A 15,361-nucleotide genomic window follows, 5' to 3' on the forward strand; every position below is an offset into this window, starting at 1 on the left:
GACCATACCGGCGGGCGGCGACATAGGCTGGCCGGGTGGACAGCACAGCGTTCTATGTCGCGGGCGAAACAGCGCATGGTGACGACGAAGTCACGGTGACGCACCCGTACGACGGGCGGCCGGTCGGGCGGACCACCTGGGCCACCGCGGCGCAGGTCGAAGCCGCAGTCGCGGCAGCGGCCGAGGTCGCCGACCGGGCCGCGGCCCTGCCCGCGCACGTGCGCGCGACCGCCCTCGACCACGTCTCGCGCCGCCTCGCCGAACGCCGCGAGGGGATCGCCGCGCTGATCACCGCCGAGAACGGCAAGCCGCTGAAATGGGCCCGGCTGGAGGCCGACCGGGCCGTGTCGGTCTTCCGGTGGGCGGCCGAGGAGGCCCGCCGGTTCACCGGCGACCTGCAGCGCCTCGACACCGACGCCGGCGGCGCCGGCCGGCTCGCCCTGGTCAGGCGCGTGCCGCGCGGGCCGGTGCTGGGCATCGCGCCGTTCAACTTCCCGCTCAACCTGGTCGCCCACAAGATCGCCCCGGCGATCGCGGTCGGCGCGCCGATCGTGCTCAAGCCCGCGCCGGCCACCCCGCTGACCGCGCTTCTGCTGGGCGAGCTGCTGGCCGAGACCGACCTGCCGGCCGGCATGTTCTCGGTGCTGCCGGTCCCGAACGACCGCGCCGCCGCGCTGGTCGCCGATCCACGCCTGCCGATCGTGTCGTTCACCGGCTCGGGCCCGGTCGGCGCGCAGATCCGCCGGTCCGCGCCGGACAAGCACGTGACGCTCGAACTGGGCGGCAACGCGGCGGTCCTGCTGTGCGGCGACTACCGCAGCGACGCCGACCTGAGCTGGGCGGCCCAGCGGGTGGCGACCTTCGGCACCTACCAGGCCGGCCAGAGCTGCATCGCGGTCCAGCGGGTCTACGTGCACGAGAGCCTCACCGGCTTCCTACCGCGGCTGCTCGACGCCGTGAACGCACTGCGCACCGGCGACCCGCGGGACCCGGCGGTCGAGGTCGGCCCGATGATCAGCGAGGACGCGGCTAAACGCGTCGAGGAGTGGGTCGACGAGGCGGTGGCCAGCGGCGCGACGGTGGCGGTGGGCGGCAAGCGCGACGGTGCGACGTACCCGCCGACGGTGCTGACCGGCGTCCCGGCCGGCGCCAAGGTGGTCACCGAGGAGATCTTCGGGCCGGTGCTGGTGGTGGCCGAGGTGAGCGACGACGACGCCGGCTTCGCGGCGATCAACGACTCGGCGTACGGGCTCCAGGCGGGCATCTTCACCCACAGCATCCAGACGGCGTTCGCCGCACACCGTGACCTGAAGGTCGGTGGCGTGATCGTGGGCGACGTGCCGTCGTACCGGGCCGACCAGATGCCGTACGGCGGGGTGAAGGGCAGTGGCGTGGGCCGGGAGGGCGTGGCCAGCGCGATGGACGACTACACCGAGCCGCGCGTCATGGTGCTGACCGGCATCGACCTCTAGACGGCCACCGTGGGGTCGGTGCGCAGCCGGCTGTAGAGCAGTCCGTCGCGCCACTGGCCCGCCCGGAACTCCGCCGACCGGACCGTGCCCTCGAGCCGGAAGCCGGCCTTCACCAGCGACTTCTGCTCGGCCACGTTCTCCGGCTGGGTGCCCGCCTGGATGCGCTGTGCCGGGGTGTGCAGGAAAAGGTAGTCGCACAGCATGGCCTGGGCCCGCCAGCCGAGGCCGCGGCCGCGCCACTGCGGGAGCAGCACGATGCCGATCTCCCAGTAGCTCGCCGCGCCGCCGTACCGACCCTCGGACCAGGTGACGAAGCCCGCCGCCGGCCCCTCGGTGGCGACGATGAGCCGGCCGTTGTCGGTGCCGAGATAGCCGTCCTGGGCGAAGCGGCGGTCCTGGGCCCGCGGGTCACGGAAGCCGAACCAGTCGTTGCCGATCAGGCCGGGCTCGACGGCGAAACGCCGCAACATCGGCAGGTCCGCTTCGGTAACCGGACGCAGGTCGAGGTCTGTCATCCACACAGGATCGTCTATCCGGGCAATGCCCGACGACTTTCGGGCAGCCGGCCATCCGTAGTCGTGTGGCCCGCGTACTGGGGTGCGACATACCTATCGGAGGAGAACACTGCCATGCCCCGTACCCGAACCCGCGTCCGTGCCCTGACCATGGCCGCCGCCGCCACCGTGCTGGTGGGCGTCGGCGCGATCAGCTACAACGCGTCCGCCGCGGAGCTCACCCCCGGGTCCCGGCCGCGGCCGGTGGCGTCGCCGTCGGTCATCGATCCGCCGGCGGGCGCGGTCCGGCTCGGCAGCTACCGGGTCGTCAAGGGCACCCAGACCTACACCTGCACCGGCGGCGTCTTCACCGGAGGCTCCGTGCCCGAGGCCAAGCTGGCCGGCCCCGGTGGCCTGCTGCACCACTTCAAGGGCCCGAGCTGGCAGTCGGAGCGCGACGGTTCCCTGGTGACGGCGACGAAGACGGCGGAGCGGGCGCGCCCCGGCACGATCGCCGAGCTGCTGCTCACGATCAACAGCCACAGTGGCCCGGACAACGGTCTGCTGGCCAAGGCCACCCACATCCAGCGGCTCTACACCTCCGGCGGCGTGGCCCCGGCCGGCGCCTGCACCGACGGCACGACCAAGGCGGTCCCCTACGGCGCCCTGTACGTGTTCTGGAGCAAGTGACCCGCTGATCCGAACCGATCCGGCCGGAGGCGTTGCCCCAATGCCCCCGGCCGGACGGATCTTCTCCCCGATGAGTGCCAGCCCTGCGGGGGATCGAACTTCGCGGCGGCGCACGGGACCATATTTCCTCCGTCCTCGTTGGTGACTGACGGACGGAGATTGTCTGCGATGCGTACCCCCAAGGTGTTGCTGCTCGGCCTCGCGCTGAGCGTCCTGGCCGGCTGCGGCACGGCCGTGGCGGCCGAGAGCGACCCGCGCTGGGTCAGCGCCGCCCCGGCCACCTCGGCCGCTCCGGCGCCGTCGCGGTCCACCGCCGAGGCGCCGGCTCCGACGAAGCCGGCCCGGCGCGAAACCGCCCCGGCGAAGCCCGCCGCCGTCCCCTTAAAGGCTCCGGCCCCTGCGCGCAAGAAGCCGGCCAAGCGCGTCCCGGCCCACGCCGACGGGCCGGCCGGCAGCCTCATGCGCACCGGCGGCGCCGCGGTGGCGCTGACCTTCGACGACGGGCCCGACCCCGTGCAGACCCCGCGGATGCTGGACCTGCTCAAGCAGACGCGGGTCAAGGCCACCTTCTGCGTCGTCGGGCAGAACGTCGCGGCGTACCCCGGACTGGTCCGGCGGATCGCCGCCGAGGGCCACACCCTGTGCAACCACACCTGGCGGCACAGCCTGACGCTGGGCAAGAAGAAGCCCGCGGTGATCCGGGCGGACCTGCAGCGCACCAACGACGCCATCCGGCGGGCCGTGCCCGGGGCCCGGATCAGCTACCTGCGGGCGCCGGGCGGGAACTTCACGCCGGCCTTCGTGGCCGCCGCCGCCGAGCTGGGCATGACGTCGATCTACTGGCAGGTGGACCCGCGCGACTGGGAGCACCCGGGCGGCGAGTCGGACGCGGCGCACCGGGCCAAGGTCGTGCACGCGGTGAAGAAGCACGTCGGCAAGGGCGCGATCGTGCTGTCCCACGATTACGGGCAGCCGACCACGATCTCGGCGTACCGGGAACTGATCCCGTGGTTGCAGAAGCGCTACCGACTGGTGGCGCTGCCCAGCCAGGGCCTCAGTGCGAGGGCGGGATGACCCGCAGGTGGCCGCGGCGGCCGGTCTGGTGCCCCGGCAGGTTGTCGTGCTCCTCCGGGCGCGGCGGCGGTGCCGGACGGGCCGCCTCACGGACGGCGTCGGCCAGCGCGACCAGGTCGTCGGTGGTGGGCGGCGGCGGGGCGAAGTCACCGTCGTGGCGCACCAGCTCCCACCCGCGCGGGGCGGTCAGGCTGCGGGCGTGCGGCTCACACAGGTCGTACGTGTGCGGCTCGGCGAACGCCGCCAGCGGGCCGACCACCGCGGTCGAGTCGCTGTAGACGTAGGTCAGAGTGGCGACCGCCTGTCGGGGACAGCCGTTCCGGGAGCAGCGCCGTGGTGACCTCACGGCGGCACGTTATCTCCCCGCGGCGGCCGGTAGCCGCGACACGCCGACCCACCATGCATCACGATTTCGACATGGCGCACCGACACGCCGTCCCAATGGGACGAATTCCCGGCGACGAAACGCGGTGGACCCAGCCTGACCACGGGAGACGGCCCGTGCGGGCTAGGCTGACGGCGTGACTACCAGCCCCGACCGCCGCCGCTCCGGCGCCGATCCCGGCCGGTCGGCCCGCACCGCCGGGCCCGGCCGGCCCACCCGCCGCGATCGCCACGGGCGTGGCCTGCGCGGCCGGCTCGTGCCGGCGACGGTGCCGCTAGCCCGGACCAAGGCCGAGATCTTCGACGACCTCGTCCTGGACACGGTCGAGGGCCTCGAACGGCGCTACGCCAAGGAGCTCGCCGGCGTCGAGTTCGCCGTCGAGGACGTGCCCCCGGACCTGAACGTCTACGACTCCGACGTGCTCGAGGACGGCGAGGTGCCCCTGGCCCGCCTGCTGCCGGGCCGGCCCGGACGCCAGGAGCTGCCGCCGCGGATCGTGCTCTACCGGCGGCCGCTGGAGTTCCGGGCGATGGACCGCGAGGACCTCGCCGACCTCGTGCATGACGTGATCATCGAGCAGGTCGCCAACCTGCTGGGTGTGGATCCCGACGAACTTTCCTGAGACGGCCCCCCGGCGTCTGCAGGAAGGTCGCGTCAGGCCACGCGCCGCTTGAGCTTGCGACGTTCGCGCTCGCTGAGCCCGCCCCAGATACCGAAACGCTCATCGTGACCGAGCGCGTACTCCAAGCATTCCGCCTTGACGTCGCACCGGCCGCAGATCCGCTTCGCCTCGCGCGTCGAACCGCCCTTCTCCGGGAAGAAAGCCTCTGGATCGGTCTGCGAGCACAGGGCCCGCTCCTGCCACTCGGGCGCGTCCCCGAGCAGGTCCACCCCTTCAACCTGCGCTTCCATCGGCGTGCCTCCTTTTCCGCGCCGGCAGCGATGCCTGCGCTGACCCCCCACGCACGCGGCGTGTTTCTTGCGGGAAATACGCGGTTCGCGACGCGCCTTTCCCACAACCCCACCGAAATTACACGCGTGTAAGACGTGCGTCGTCAAGCCGAACCTGATAAATAGGCCCGTTTCCCCGAGGCGCCATGGCGGCCTCGCGGTCCCGTTCCAGCCCTATCTGTCCGGGCCACCGGAAGGTAACGCGAGGTCGGCGCGTCGAGTCCAAATTACCCCATTTTGTGACCTGTTGACTAGGGGTGTCCGGGAGGGTGATCTAGCGGCGGCCGTAGACCGTCGTGCGCTCGGCCGCCGGGCGGCCGGCGGCCGCTGCCAGCTCTTTCAACTGCGCGACCGTACGGGCCGAGCCGTGCTCCGACCCGGCCATCCGGGAGATCGTCTCCTCCATCAGGGTGCCGCCGAGGTCGTTGCAGCCCCCGTTGAGCATCGCGATCGTGCCCTCGTCGCCGAGCTTCACCCACGAGCACTGGATGTTGCCGATCCGGCCGTGCAGCAGGATGCGGGCCATCGCGTGGACCACTCTGTTCTCCCGCCAGGTCGGGCCGGGGCGGGCGATGCCGGCGAGGTAGATCGGGGCGTTGGTGTGAATGAACGGCAGGCCCACGAACTCGGTGAAGCCGCCGGTCACGTCCTGGATGCCGGCCAGCACCCGGAAGTGGCCCAGCCACTGGCGGGGGTGGTCGACGTGGCCGTACATCATCGTCGAGCTGGAGCGGATGCCCACCTGGTGCGCGGTGGTCACCACGTCGATCCAGGCCGAGGCGGGCAGCTTGCCCTTGGTCAGCACCCAACGCACATCGTCGTCGAGGATCTCGGCGGCGGTGCCCGGGATCGTGTCGAGCCCGGCCTCGTGCAGCTCGCTCAGCCAGTCCCGCACCGACACCCCGGCCTTGGCCGCGCCGGTGACGATCTCCATCGGCGAGAACGCGTGCACGTGCATCCCAGGCACGCGACGCTTCACGGCCCGCACCAGGTCGGCGTACACGGTGATCGGCATCTTGGGGTCGATGCCGCCCTGCATGCAGACCTCGGTGGCACCGTCGCGCCAGGCCTCCTCGGCCCGGTCGGCCACCTGCTCCACGGACAGCCGGTAGGCGTCGGCGTCCTGCTCGCGTTGCGCGAACGCGCAGAACCGGCAGCCGACGTAACACACGTTGGAGAAGTTGATGTTGCGGTTGACCACGTAGGTGACGTCCTCGCCGTTGACCTCCTTGCGCAGGTCGTCGGCGAGGCGGGCCAGCTCGTCCAGGGCGGAACCGTCCGCGTTGAACAGCGCCATGGCCTCGACCTCGTGCGCCGGGTCCAGCAGGGCGGCCGGATCCTCGGCAGCGAGCTTGAGACCGGCCAGCACGTCGGACTCGATACGCGGCACGACCTTGCCGGCGCCGGCGGCGACGGCCTCGGCGGAGATGTGCGCGGCCACCTCGTCCCAGTCGCCGTACACGCTGTCGAAGTCGCCGCGGCGGTCACCGGTGCGGCCCTCGGTGTCGATCGTGGCGAAGAGGTCGGTGCGGCCGCTCGCGTACGCGTCGTCCGGCTCCTGCCAGGGCAGCCCGGCCGGCATGGCCTCCTCGCGGGCCAGCCCGGTCGCCGGGTCGGCCAGCGCGGCCACGTGCGCGGCCAGGCGCGGGTCGAGCCAGCTCTCGCCGCGGCGGACGTACTCGGGATAGATGGTGAGCCGCTCGCGCAGCTCGAAGCCGGCCGCGCGGGACTGCTCGCGCAGCGCCTCGATCTGCGGCCACGGGCGCTCGGGATTGACGTGGTCGGGCGTCACCGGGGAGACGCCACCCCAGTCGTCGATGCCCGCCCGCAGCAGCAGGGAGTATTCGCCGGCGATGAGATTGGGCGGGGCCTGGAGGCGGGCGCGGGGACCCATGATGATCCGGGCGACCGCCACTGTCGCCGCGAGCTCCCGCAGCTCCGCGTCGGGCATGCCACGCATCGCCGTGTCCGGCTTGGCGCGGAAGTTCTGGATGATGACTTCCTGGATGTGGCCGTACTCGCGGGCACTGCGGCGCATGGCGAAGATGGCGTCGATCCGCTCGGCCGGCGTCTCGCCGATGCCGATCAGGATGCCGGTGGTGAACGGGACACCGACCCGGCCGGCGTCGTCGAGCACCCGCAGCCGGACGGCGGGCTCCTTGTCGGGCGAGCCGAAGTGCGGGCCGCCGGGCTCGGACCAGAGCCGGGTGGCGGTCGTCTCCAGCATCATGCCCATGCTGGGTGCGACCGGCTTGAGCCGCTGCAGGTCGGCCCAGTTCAGGACGCCCGGATTGAGATGGGGCAGCAGCCCGGTCTCCTCGAGCACGGCGATCGCGCAGGCCCGCACGTAGTCCAGGGTCGAGTCGTAGCCGCGCTCGTCGAGCCACTGCCGGGCCGCCGGCCACCGCTCCTCGGGCCGGTCGCCGAGGGTGAAGAGGGCCTCCTTGCAGCCCTGCGCGGCGCCCTCCCGGGCGATCGCGAGCACCTCGTCCCGCTCCAGGAACGCCGCGGGCAGCCGGTGCGGCACCGTCGCGAAGGTGCAGTAATGGCAGCGGTCGCGGCACAGCCGGGTCAGCGGGATGAAAACCTTCTTCGAGTACGTGACCACGCCGGGGCGGCCCGCCTCCCGCAACCCGGCGTCGCGCACCCCGCCGGCCACCGCGAGCAACTCGTCGAACAGCGGCCCGTCAGCGGCGAGCAGAGCCGTCGCCTCACCGGCATCGATCGCCTTGCCATCGGTCGCCCGCTTGAGCGCACGACGGATGCTGGCCTCAGTCACGTCTGCCACCTGTGCAGCCTAGGCCGGATCGAGAGCAACTGCGGCCGGGGTGACCTGCCGATGGCAGTGGTCTGGAACACGCCTGGCGGCCGATGCCTTCGCGGTCCCGGTCCGGTCTGCTGTGCTCACGCCGGCTCGGCGGCCGCCGGGAGGGTGTCGTCCTGGTGCTGTGCGCGGACCGCTGCCTGCAACAGGGCGGCGTCCACGGCTACCTGGCGCTGCGCTGCCCGTAGGGCTGAGTCGCGGGTCAGTTCGGCCTCGCGGTCGCGTTTGCGTAGTGCGCCTTGCCGCTGGGCCGCTTCCTGAGCCTCGAGTCGTTGGGCTGCTCGGGCCGCGGTCAACCGGGCTGCGGCCTCGGCCGCGGCGAAACGCTGGGCTGCTTGGGCCGCGGTCCGGCGGGCGGCGGCTCCGGCTCCGGCTCCGGCTCCGGCTCCGGCTTCCGCTTCGGCTTCGGCGCGGCGCTGGGCTGCGAGTGTCGCTGTTTCGCGGGCGGCGGCTTCCGCGCGATTCAGGCGTTGCGCTGCGTGGGCCACGGCCTCGCGGGCGGCGGCCTCGGCGCGATCCAGGCGCCGGCTGGCGAGAACTGCGGCTTCGCGGGCGGCGGCTTCGGCACGGTCACGATGCTGTCCCGCGAGGAGCGCGGCTTCGCGGGCGGCGGCTTCCAGGTGGCCGCGACGCTGCGCCGCGAGGGACGCGGCCTCCCGGCCGGCCGCCTCGGCGGTGTCACGACTCTGTGCTGCGAGCACCGCTGCGTCACGAGCGGCAGCCCTGTCCGCGTCGCGGCCCTGCGCCGCGAGCACCGCGGCCTCACGAGCGGCAGCCTTGTCCGCGTCGCGGCCCTGCGCCGCGAGCACCGCGGCCTCACGAGCGGCAGCCCTGTCCGCGTCGCGGCCCTGCGCCGCGAGCACCGCTGCGTCACGAGCGGCAGCCCTGTCCGCCTCGTGGCCCTGCGCCGCGAGCACCGCGGCCTCACGAGCGGCTGCCGCCGCGCGATCGCCGTCTTGCGGCGCGGCCTCGCGAGCGGTCACGCGGTCACGACTCTGCGCCGCAAGAGACGCAGGCTCGGCGCCGCTACGAGGCTGCGCCGCGGGCTCTGGGATCCGCTGCCTGGGCACGGGCGGCTGGGGGTGAGTGACTTGCTCGGCCAGGCGGCGCGATCCCGCGTCGTCGGTTTCGTGCGCTTTCACGCTCGGTCTCCATGGGAACAGCGACGGCGCCCCGGGTCGGGGCGCCGTCGGCGGGTCGGGGTTCGGTCACTGGCGGTGCGGGGGCTCCTCGCCCACGACGCGGGTGCGGTCAGCGTCGTCCGGGTTGTGGTGCGGCAGCGCCTGCGTCGGGTCCGCATAACCACCCGGCTGCTGCTGAGGCTGGCCGTAGGTCGGCGGCGGGTACGCCTGCTGGCTGTAGGCGCCCGGGGCCTGCGGGTGGCCCGGCGCCGGGGCGAACGGTCCGGGCGGCGTGCCCGGCGCGGGCTGAGCCGACGTCGGCGGGGCCGAAGCGGGCGGCGCGGACGCCGGCGGCGCGGAGGCGGGCGGAGCCGAAGCGGGCGGGGCCGAGGTCGGTGCTCCCCAGCCCTGCCCGGCCGGCGGCTGACCCCACTGCCCCGGCTGCTGCGGACCGGGCTGGGCATAACCCGGCTGGCCCGGCGGCGGCGGAAAGCCGGCCTGACCGGGCTGCTGCGGGTAACCAGGCTGCCCGTACGGCTGCTGCTGCCACTGCTGCGGCTGACCGTACATCCCGGGCTGGGCCTTCGGCTTCGGCGTGTAGAACAGGTTCCGCCAGATCAGGAACACCGCGTACGCCGCCGCGGCGAACACCGCCAGCCAGGCCGCGCGGACCAGGAACTCTTCGAATGCCACCCGGACGCTCCAGCCGGCGATCTTCACCAGCGCGATCAGGAAGCCGAAGACGATCGCGAAGAACGCCGCCACCGCGTACTCCACCAGCGCGGCGATCGTGATCAGTTTGGCGTGCTTGTGCACCGGCTGGACCAGGGTCGCCAGCAGCACCGCCGCCAGGGGCAGGGCGATCAGCTCGATGTTGACGAAGCTGTAGAAGCTGTTCTGCACCCGGGTGAGGAAGTCCTGGCCCACCCCGGACGGGATCAGCCGGATCACCGCGACGAACAGCCAGATCGCGGGCGCCGCCACCAGGGCGTACGCGGTGAGGTCGCGCAGCGGCCGGATCACCTGGGCAACCGGGCGCCCCGGGGGCTGTGCGGGCTGCGGCGGCGGTGTGCTGGTCACAGCTGAACTCCTGACACGGGATGAGGGACACGGGGATGGGACACGGGGAAGCGACAAGCCGGCTCAGCCTAGACCCGATACGCACATCACACCCGCGCCCCGTGGGCCGCATATCCGGCCGGGGTGCGCAAGGATGGTCGGATGCGGATCGTGGTCCTGACCGGGGGGATCGGCGGCGCCCGGTTCCTGGTGGGTGTGCGCGCCCACGCGCGGAAGATCGGTGCCGACGTCACGGCGGTGGTGAACGTCGGTGACGACGTGCGCATGCACGGCCTGCAGATCTGTCCCGACCTGGACAGCGTGATGTACACGCTGGGCGGCGCGGCCGATCCCGAGCGCGGCTGGGGCCGCGTCGGCGAGACCTGGGTCGTCAAGGAGGAGCTGGCCAGATATGCCGCCGAGCCGACCTGGTTCGGCCTGGGTGACAAGGACACGGCCACCCATCTCGTACGCACGACGATGCTGAACGCGGGCTATCCCCTGTCGGCGGTGACCGCGGCCCTGTGCGAGCGCTGGCAGCCGGGCATCAGCATGCTCCCGGCCACCGACGACCGGCTGGAGACCCACGTGGTCGTGGAGGTCGAGGGTGAGCGCAAGGCCATCCACTTCCAGGAGTGGTGGGTGCGCTACCGCGGCGACGTGCCGACGCACCGTTTCGTCTTCGTGGGCGCGGAGGCGGCGAAACCGGCGGCCGGTGTGCTGGAGGCGATCGGCAACGCGGACGTGGTGCTGGTGGCGCCGAGCAACCCGGTGGTCAGCATCGCGCCCGTTCTCGCCGTACCGCTGCTCAAGGAGGCCGTGCTGGACGGCCCGGCGCCGGTCGTCGGGGTTTCGCCGATCATCGGCGGCGCGGCGGTGCGCGGGATGGCCGACCGCTGCCTGGCGACGCTGGGCGTCGAGGTGAGCGCGGCCGGGGTCGGCGGCCTGTACGCCGGCCGCACCGACAACGGCCTGCTCGACGGCTGGCTGGTCGACACGACCGACGAGGGCACGACGATCCCGGGCGTGACGACCCGGGCGGTGCCGCTGTGGATGACCGACGAGGACAAGACGGCGACGATGGTCGCCGCGGCCCTGGAGCTGGCGGGGGTCGCCTGATGGACGGTCTCGAGGTGCTGCCGGTGCGCGGCATCGGCGACGTGACGGCCGGCGACGACCTGGCCGCGCTGATCACCACCAACGCGCCCTGGCTGCGCGACGGTGACGTGCTGGTGGTGACCAGCAAGATCGTGTCGAAGGCGGAGGGCCGGCTGGTCGAGGTCCCCGCCGACGGCCCGGAGCGCGAGGAGGCCCGGGAGCGGGCCCTGATGGCCGAGACCCGGCGGGTGGTGGCCCGGCGCGGGCCGACGGCGATCGTGCAGACCCATCACGGCTTCGTGATGGCGGCGGCGGGCATCGACGCGTCCAACGTCGACAAGACCCACCTGGTGCTGCTGCCGGCGGACCCGGACGCCTCGGCGCGCGCTCTGCGCGACGCGCTGCTCGAACGCGGCCTGCGGGTCGGCGTGATCGTGTCGGACACGATGGGCCGGGCCTGGCGCAACGGCCTGACGGACGTCGCGCTGGGTGCGGCGGGCATCGAGTCGTTCCGCGACCACCGCGGCGAGATCGACCCGTACGGCAACGAGCTGCAGCTCACGCAGATGGCCGTGATCGACGAGCTGGCCGGGGCGGGCGAGCTGGTCAAGGGCAAGTGCGACCAGGTGCCGGTCGCGGTGGTGCGCGGCTACCCCGGAGCGGGGGCCGACGAGGGCGCCGGCGCGGTCGCCCTGCTGCGCGACACGGCCAGCGACATGTTCTCTTTGGGTACGGCGGAAGCCCAGGCAGCCGGCCTGCGCGCCGCGGCGACCCTCCCGGACTCCCCGGCTGCCGAGGCCCCGCGGGCAGCTGACGACGCGGCGATCAGCCGAGCGCTGACCACTGTGGCGGAGTCGCTCGCTGAGGGCACGGCCGTGGAGACGACGTCGGCGGGCGTGCTGCGCTGTTCTCCCCCGGACGTGACGGCGGCCGGCCTGATGCGCTTCGGCGCCGACGTCCACCGCCTGCGGGCCGCCCTGTCCGCGGAAGCCCTGTCCTCGACCGTCACCTACGACGCCACCACCGCCATAGTGACGGTCTCCCGAGCCTGACCTGCCGTCCCCGGCTCGCCCCAGCTACCCGGCCGCCTTCCCGCCCCGTCAAGTCCGACCGCCCGACCGCTCCTGCCCGGCGCCCGAGCCGGCACGCTGAACCAACCCTCTGGGTTTGCCGGCGTCGCCCCGCTCGTCCGGTTGACCGGCCCATTCATAAGGACACCGCCTTGACCTTGTTCCACGATGCCGTTGAGACCCTCGGCCGCTGGCAGGCCACCTCGGAAGCGGCCGACCTCGCGCGCAAGCGCACCCGGGAGCTGCTCACCGCCGGCCCGGTCGCGATGACCCGCGCGCACCGGCCGGGGCACGTCACCGCCAGCGCGCTCATCGTCGACGAGCAGCGCCGCGTGCTGCTCTGCCTGCACGGGCGCCTCGGCATGTGGATGCAGGTCGGCGGTCATTGCGAGCCCACCGACGGCACGCTGGCGCAGGCCGCCCTGCGCGAGGCGACCGAGGAGTCCGGCATCGCCGGGCTGCGGCTGGACCCGGACCCGATCGACGTCGACATCCACCCGGTGACCTGCGCCCCGGCCAGCGGCGAGCCGGCCGGGCCGACCCAGCACCACGACGTGCGCTTCGTCGCCGTCTGCCCGCCGGGTGCGGTCGAGCAGATCAGCGACGAGTCGGCCGACCTGGCCTGGTTCACGGCCGACGAGCTGCCCAGCCCGCTGGCCGACGGTGTCGTCCAGCAGCTGGCGCCGGCCTTCGCCCGCCTCGCAGCGGCCGGGACCACTCAGATGTAGTGCAGTTCGCCCTTGTTGCGCAGGTCGTCGACCAGGGACTTCACTTCCTGGGCGCGGTCACGCGGGCAGACCAGGACCGCGTCCGGAGTGTCCACGATGATCAGGTCGCGGACGCCCAGCGCGGCCACCAGCCGGCCGGAGTTCGGGACCACGACCAGGTTCTCGGTCTCGCGCAGCAGCACCGACTGCTTGCCCGACGGGTCCTGGCCGACCACCACGTTGCCCGCGCTGTCCGCCGCCAGCACCTCGCCGAGCGTGTGGAAGTCGCCGACGTCGTTCCAGCCGAAGTCGCCCGGGACCGTGCCGACCCGGCCCACCGCGGCCGCGCCTTCCATCACCGCGTAGTCCACCGAGATGCGGGGCAGGGTCTGCCAGGCCTCGCCCAGCACCTCCTCGCGGGACGGGGAGTCCCAGGCCTGGGCGATCCGGGCGATGCCGGCGTGCAGCTGCGGCTGCTGACGGGCCAGCTCGGCCAGGAAGACGTCGACCCGCCAGACGAACATGCCCGCGTTCCACAGGTAGTTGCCGGACTTCACGTAGCTCTCGGCCACGTCGTACGAGGGCTTCTCCTTGAACTCCTCGACCGCCAGCACCGAACCCTCGCCGACCGGGCCGCCGCACTGCACGTAGCCGTAGCCGGTCTCCGGGCGTGTCGGGGTGATGCCGAGGGTCATCAGCAGCCCCTGCCGCGCCCCGGCCATCGCCTGCTCGATCACGTCGATGAAGCGGGGGCCGTCCGCGATGAGGTGGTCGGCGGCGAACGAGCCCATCAGGGCCTCCGGCTCGCGGCGGGCGATAACCGCCGCCGCGAGGGCGATGGCGGCGCAGGAGTCGCGCGGGGACGGCTCGACGATGATGTTCTCGACCGGGACCGCGACGAGTTGCCGGGACACCTCGGCCGCGTGCGCGACGCCGGTCACCACCAGCACCTTGTCGGGGGCGGCCAGCGGGGCCAGCCGGTCGACGGTCGCCTGCAGCAGCGAGGCGTCCGTACCGGTCAGCGGGTGCAGGAACTTGGGGTGACCGGCCCGCGAGAGCGGCCATAGACGAGTACCACTGCCACCTGCGGGAATGACGGCGTACAGGGCGCCCTGGTTCTCACTCATGCGCACGGAGTGTAACGAGCGCAAGTTACCGTTGGGCGCCAACTCTCACGCCGCCACCCTGTTCCAGGTCGCGACGTGCACCTCCGCGCTGGTCGACCAGTTGAATTCCTTGGCCCGGTCGAAGCCCGCCTTGGCCAGCGTGAGCCGGCGGGGCTCGTCGTGCAGCAGGTCGGCGAGGTCCTCGGCGATGCGGTCCGGGTCCTCGGTCGTGTACGCCACCGCGTCGCCGCCGACCTCCGGCAGGGACAGCCGCGGCGTGGTGAGCACCGGCGTGGCGCAGGCCATCGCCTCGAGGATGGGCAGGCCGAAACCCTCGCCGAAGGACGGGTAGCAGGCGACCAGCGCGCCACCGAGGAAGCCCGGCAGGTCCGCGTACCGGAGATAGCCGGGGCGCAGCAGGCGCAGGTGCGACGGCACCTCGGCCACCGCCCGGTCGATGTCGTCGTCGTGGCCCTGGCCACCGGCGATGACCAGCGCCGGCGGGTGCGGCCAGTCGGCGACCGCGCGGGCCCAGCCGCGGATCAGGTTGGGCACGTTCTTGCGGGGCTCCTTGGCGCCGAGGAAGGCGACGTAGCCGGCGTCTGTGAGGCCCAGCCGGGCGCGGACCCTCGCCTTCTCCTCCTCGGTCGGCGCGTGGAACGCGGTGTGGTCGACGCCGTGGTACGCCACGTCGATGTGCGTGGGGTCGGCGTCGAGCAGGCGGATCAGCTCATCGCGGGTCGCCTTGCTGGGCACGATCACCCGGGCGGCCCGGCGCAGCGAGGTCTTGATCGCGCTGCGGAAGAACGTCCGCTTGGTGTTGTCGTAATGCTCCGGTTCGGTGAAGAACGTCGCGTCGTGCACAGTCACCGTGACGGGGCAACCGGCCCGCAGCGGACACGTGTAGAAGGGCGAGTGCAGCACCTTGGCCCCGACCTGCTGGGCCAGCAGCGGCAGACCGGTCTGCTCCCAGGCCAGCCGGGCCGGGCGGTGCGCGACCGCGGACGGGCCGGCGATGACCTCGGCGCCGGTCAGCATCCGGGAGTAACGCTCCGCATCCGAACGCTGCGCGACGACGGCCAGGTCGACCCGCTCCGGGCCGATCGTGGCGAGGGCACCCAGGAGGCCGTCGACGTATCTGCCGACACCACCCCGGTCGGCGGGGACGCTGGTGGCGTCGACGAGGACTCGGGGCGGACGACCGGCGGTCACGTGGCAACTCCTCGGGGGCTGTGGGCCAGACCACTGGCAAGGGTACGCCGCTCGATGGGTCTCGTGTCGACCGCGACACCGCCGGACTTCCGACGTTC

The 15,361-nt window shown here is 73.0% G+C and carries 15 protein-coding genes; 7 read left to right on the forward strand and 8 right to left on the reverse strand.

What is annotated here, in order from left to right; all coding sequences use genetic code 11:
* Positions 1-35 precede the first annotated feature (35 nt).
* Positions 36-1,472 (forward strand): aldehyde dehydrogenase family protein, encoded by a 1,437-nt coding sequence (locus ACZ6S4_RS22930; RefSeq protein ID WP_465476870.1) that lies wholly within the window; start codon positions 36-38, stop codon positions 1,470-1,472.
* Here the strand turns inward: ACZ6S4_RS22930 and ACZ6S4_RS22935 are convergent.
* Positions 1,469-1,987 (reverse strand): GNAT family N-acetyltransferase, encoded by a 519-nt coding sequence (locus ACZ6S4_RS22935; RefSeq protein WP_465476871.1) that lies wholly within the window; start codon positions 1,985-1,987, stop codon positions 1,469-1,471. The genes ACZ6S4_RS22930 and ACZ6S4_RS22935 overlap by 4 nt on opposite strands.
* 114 nt (positions 1,988-2,101) lie before the next feature.
* Here ACZ6S4_RS22935 and ACZ6S4_RS22940 point away from each other — a divergent pair, with 114 nt between their 5' ends.
* Both ACZ6S4_RS22940 and ACZ6S4_RS22945 read left to right on the forward strand, forming a co-directional pair.
* Complete coding sequence (locus tag ACZ6S4_RS22940; protein WP_465476872.1) at positions 2,102-2,656, forward strand: DUF3455 domain-containing protein; 555 nt, start codon at positions 2,102-2,104, stop codon at positions 2,654-2,656.
* A 168-nt stretch (positions 2,657-2,824) separates the two neighbouring features.
* Positions 2,825-3,730, forward strand: coding sequence for a polysaccharide deacetylase family protein (locus ACZ6S4_RS22945; RefSeq protein WP_465476873.1), 906 nt, complete (start codon positions 2,825-2,827; stop codon positions 3,728-3,730).
* Here ACZ6S4_RS22945 and ACZ6S4_RS22950 read toward each other — a convergent pair.
* Positions 3,711-4,076, reverse strand: coding sequence for a DUF3499 domain-containing protein (locus ACZ6S4_RS22950; RefSeq protein ID WP_023358955.1), 366 nt, complete (start codon positions 4,074-4,076; stop codon positions 3,711-3,713). The two genes, ACZ6S4_RS22945 and ACZ6S4_RS22950, sit on opposite strands and share 20 nt — an antisense overlap.
* Positions 4,077-4,251: 175 nt before the next feature.
* Between ACZ6S4_RS22950 and ACZ6S4_RS22955 the strand changes: the two genes are divergently transcribed.
* Positions 4,252-4,737: a metallopeptidase family protein gene (locus tag ACZ6S4_RS22955; protein ID WP_465476874.1), complete on the forward strand. Its 486-nt coding sequence runs from the start codon at positions 4,252-4,254 to the stop codon at positions 4,735-4,737.
* Positions 4,738-4,769: 32 nt separating this feature from the next.
* Here the strand turns inward: ACZ6S4_RS22955 and ACZ6S4_RS22960 are convergent, their stop codons facing one another.
* The 4 genes from ACZ6S4_RS22960 to ACZ6S4_RS22975 all read right to left on the reverse strand — a co-directional run bounded on the left by ACZ6S4_RS22960 (position 4,770) and on the right by ACZ6S4_RS22975 (position 10,091).
* Entirely contained in the window at positions 4,770-5,027 is a 258-nt protein-coding gene (locus ACZ6S4_RS22960; protein ID WP_015619224.1) for a WhiB family transcriptional regulator, read from the reverse strand.
* A gap of 313 nt (positions 5,028-5,340) precedes the next feature.
* Complete coding sequence (locus tag ACZ6S4_RS22965; protein ID WP_465476875.1) at positions 5,341-7,854, reverse strand: bifunctional FO biosynthesis protein CofGH; 2,514 nt, start codon at positions 7,852-7,854, stop codon at positions 5,341-5,343.
* Positions 7,855-7,970: 116 nt separating this feature from the next.
* On the reverse strand, positions 7,971-8,873 hold the full coding sequence (locus ACZ6S4_RS22970; protein ID WP_465476876.1) for a hypothetical protein: 903 nt from the start codon (positions 8,871-8,873) through the stop codon (positions 7,971-7,973).
* A gap of 225 nt (positions 8,874-9,098) precedes the next feature.
* Positions 9,099-10,091, reverse strand: coding sequence for a hypothetical protein (locus tag ACZ6S4_RS22975; RefSeq protein ID WP_465476877.1), 993 nt, complete (start codon positions 10,089-10,091; stop codon positions 9,099-9,101).
* 141 nt (positions 10,092-10,232) lie between these two features.
* Between ACZ6S4_RS22975 and cofD the strand changes: the two genes are divergently transcribed.
* The 3 genes from cofD to ACZ6S4_RS22990 all read left to right on the forward strand — a co-directional run bounded on the left by cofD (position 10,233) and on the right by ACZ6S4_RS22990 (position 12,966).
* Positions 10,233-11,189, forward strand: a complete 957-nt coding sequence (cofD, locus tag ACZ6S4_RS22980; RefSeq protein WP_465476878.1) for a 2-phospho-L-lactate transferase — start codon at positions 10,233-10,235, stop codon at positions 11,187-11,189.
* Positions 11,189-12,220: a coenzyme F420-0:L-glutamate ligase gene (locus tag ACZ6S4_RS22985; RefSeq protein ID WP_465476879.1), complete on the forward strand. Its 1,032-nt coding sequence runs from the start codon at positions 11,189-11,191 to the stop codon at positions 12,218-12,220. The genes cofD and ACZ6S4_RS22985 overlap by 1 nt, the downstream gene beginning before the upstream one ends.
* A 170-nt stretch (positions 12,221-12,390) precedes the next feature.
* Positions 12,391-12,966, forward strand: a complete 576-nt coding sequence (locus ACZ6S4_RS22990; protein ID WP_465476880.1) for an NUDIX hydrolase — start codon at positions 12,391-12,393, stop codon at positions 12,964-12,966.
* Here ACZ6S4_RS22990 and ACZ6S4_RS22995 read toward each other — a convergent pair.
* Both ACZ6S4_RS22995 and ACZ6S4_RS23000 read right to left on the reverse strand, forming a co-directional pair.
* Positions 12,957-14,072, reverse strand: a complete 1,116-nt coding sequence (locus tag ACZ6S4_RS22995; protein ID WP_465476881.1) for a mannose-1-phosphate guanylyltransferase — start codon at positions 14,070-14,072, stop codon at positions 12,957-12,959. The two genes, ACZ6S4_RS22990 and ACZ6S4_RS22995, sit on opposite strands and share 10 nt — an antisense overlap.
* 45 nt (positions 14,073-14,117) lie before the next feature.
* Positions 14,118-15,263, reverse strand: a complete 1,146-nt coding sequence (locus ACZ6S4_RS23000; RefSeq protein WP_360555843.1) for a glycosyltransferase family 4 protein — start codon at positions 15,261-15,263, stop codon at positions 14,118-14,120.
* Between the last annotated feature and the right edge of the window lie 98 nt (positions 15,264-15,361).

Source organism: Actinoplanes sp. NPDC051405, assembly GCF_055586185.1.

Bases quoted from the DNA above. Each gene is read 5' to 3' on its own strand.
- ACZ6S4_RS22935 (WP_465476871.1), bottom strand. From the start codon at position 1,987: ATGACAGACCTCGACCTGCGTCCGGTTACCGAAGCGGACCTGCCGATG.
- ACZ6S4_RS22940 (WP_465476872.1), top strand. From the start codon at position 2,102: ATGCCCCGTACCCGAACCCGCGTCCGTGCCCTGACCATGGCCGCCGCC.
- ACZ6S4_RS22945 (WP_465476873.1), top strand. From the start codon at position 2,825: ATGCGTACCCCCAAGGTGTTGCTGCTCGGCCTCGCGCTGAGCGTCCTG.
- ACZ6S4_RS22960 (WP_015619224.1), bottom strand. From the start codon at position 5,027: ATGGAAGCGCAGGTTGAAGGGGTGGACCTGCTCGGGGACGCGCCCGAG.
- cofD (WP_465476878.1), top strand. From the start codon at position 10,233: ATGCGGATCGTGGTCCTGACCGGGGGGATCGGCGGCGCCCGGTTCCTG.
- ACZ6S4_RS22985 (WP_465476879.1), top strand. From the start codon at position 11,189: ATGGACGGTCTCGAGGTGCTGCCGGTGCGCGGCATCGGCGACGTGACG.
- ACZ6S4_RS22995 (WP_465476881.1), bottom strand. From the start codon at position 14,072: ATGAGTGAGAACCAGGGCGCCCTGTACGCCGTCATTCCCGCAGGTGGC.